At 41.0% G+C, this 639-nt stretch carries 1 protein-coding gene and 1 pseudogene; one reads left to right on the top strand and one right to left on the bottom strand.

The features are described from left to right. Window positions 1-277, top strand: a pseudogene (locus H8706_RS12290) (type IV secretory system conjugative DNA transfer family protein); the annotation flags it as partial. Between the two features lie 34 nt (window positions 278-311). Here the strand turns inward: H8706_RS12290 and H8706_RS12285 are convergent. Continuing rightward, on the bottom strand, window positions 312-639 hold a 328-nt coding region (locus H8706_RS12285; protein ID WP_316637267.1), incomplete at its 5' end, for an LPD28 domain-containing protein.

The following is a 639-nucleotide window of genomic DNA, read 5'->3' as shown; positions in this document are numbered from 1 at the left end:
ATATGCGTGTGCAAGCGGAATGAGCTTTCTTTCAACCGATACAAAAGGCGACCTCGCAAGAAACTACGGTAATGTATGTAAGCAATACGGATATAATGTTGCGGTTATAGATTTGAGAAATCCGGTGCAGAGCGACACATTCAATATGCTTTCTATGGTGAATAAATATATGGACGCATACCGTGAAACAAGAGAGCTTTCCGATAAAGCAAAGGCGGAAAAGTATGCCAAGATAACGGCTAAAACTATTATATATTCCGGCGAGGGCGATGCGTCAAAACCTATGCTGATTTTTTCAATTTTCAAAGAAATCACATCCCCATTTCCAAATTATTTTCCTCTTTCGGCTCACAGTATTCTCTGACGAGTTCGTCATATTTTTCAAGATATTCACTGACGGAAAGCGTTTCGCCGAGGTAATTATAATCACTCTCGTCCATATCAATGCCCTCTGCCGTTGTGGATATTTTGTCTCCTACTTCTCTCGGCTCAAACCTTTCTTTGCTGATAACAGTTCCCCAATGATTAACCATAACTCTGTCTTTAAGCTGTGCCATATCACCCCTGCATTCATCATCGTGGCGGATATCATAATAGTTTACACCTTCTATCGGAAGGTTTCTGTTGAGTCTCTCACAG

This window comes from Qingrenia yutianensis, assembly GCF_014385105.1.
GTDB classification, from domain to species: Bacteria; Bacillota; Clostridia; order UMGS1810; family UMGS1810; genus Qingrenia; species Qingrenia yutianensis.
The sequence above is the reverse complement of the archived record's forward strand: the minus strand, read 5'-3'. Positions and strand labels throughout refer to the sequence as shown.